Annotated in this window: 1 protein-coding gene; it reads left to right on the top strand. The window is 57.5% G+C overall.

The window, feature by feature from the left end; genetic code table 11:
- Positions 1-177 precede the first annotated feature (177 nt).
- The coding region (locus tag RNC47_RS36345) for a hypothetical protein (protein ID WP_311605140.1) at positions 178-496 on the top strand (319 nt) is incomplete at its 3' end.

The raw sequence follows: 496 nt of genomic DNA, 5'->3' as shown, positions 1-496 counted from the left end.
CTGACCTATCGAAGCGCAAGCCCGCCGCACTGTCGTGCCGCGGGTTGCACTGCGCCGTGGCATGTTCAGGCTGTAGGTGGTGACTCGTTCAAGCGATCCATCAACGTTGAGACCGATAAGCGCTCGCAGGGGCACGATCGCGTCTCGCTCACTGCTTTGAAGGAAGGGTGTGAGAGTGTGGTGCAGTTTCCGTCAGCCCAATTAAATGACCTCAACGTCATGACGAAGGCCCGCTTGGAGGTGTGGTATCGGGAAGCGGGTGGGTTCTTCACTCCTCGTAGCCAAAAACTCATTGATCAAGAGGTTAAGAAAGGTACGGTCGGCGGCGACGCTGGCATGGCACGATTGTTTACTCCCGCAATACTCCTCAGCTTGAGCGATGACTCGGAGATATTGTACGAAACGGCTGCGGTCGCGAAAGATATACCGTTCATTGGCGACTACACCCGATGGGAGTGGGCCGGGGCGGCGATCGCTGGCGCGTTTCGCGTGTTGA

The sequence above is a fragment of the Streptomyces millisiae genome (genome assembly GCF_031845425.1).
In the GTDB taxonomy this organism is placed as follows: Bacteria; Actinomycetota; Actinomycetes; order Streptomycetales; family Streptomycetaceae; genus Streptomyces; species Streptomyces millisiae.
This window is presented reverse-complemented; position numbering and strand designations above follow the sequence as displayed.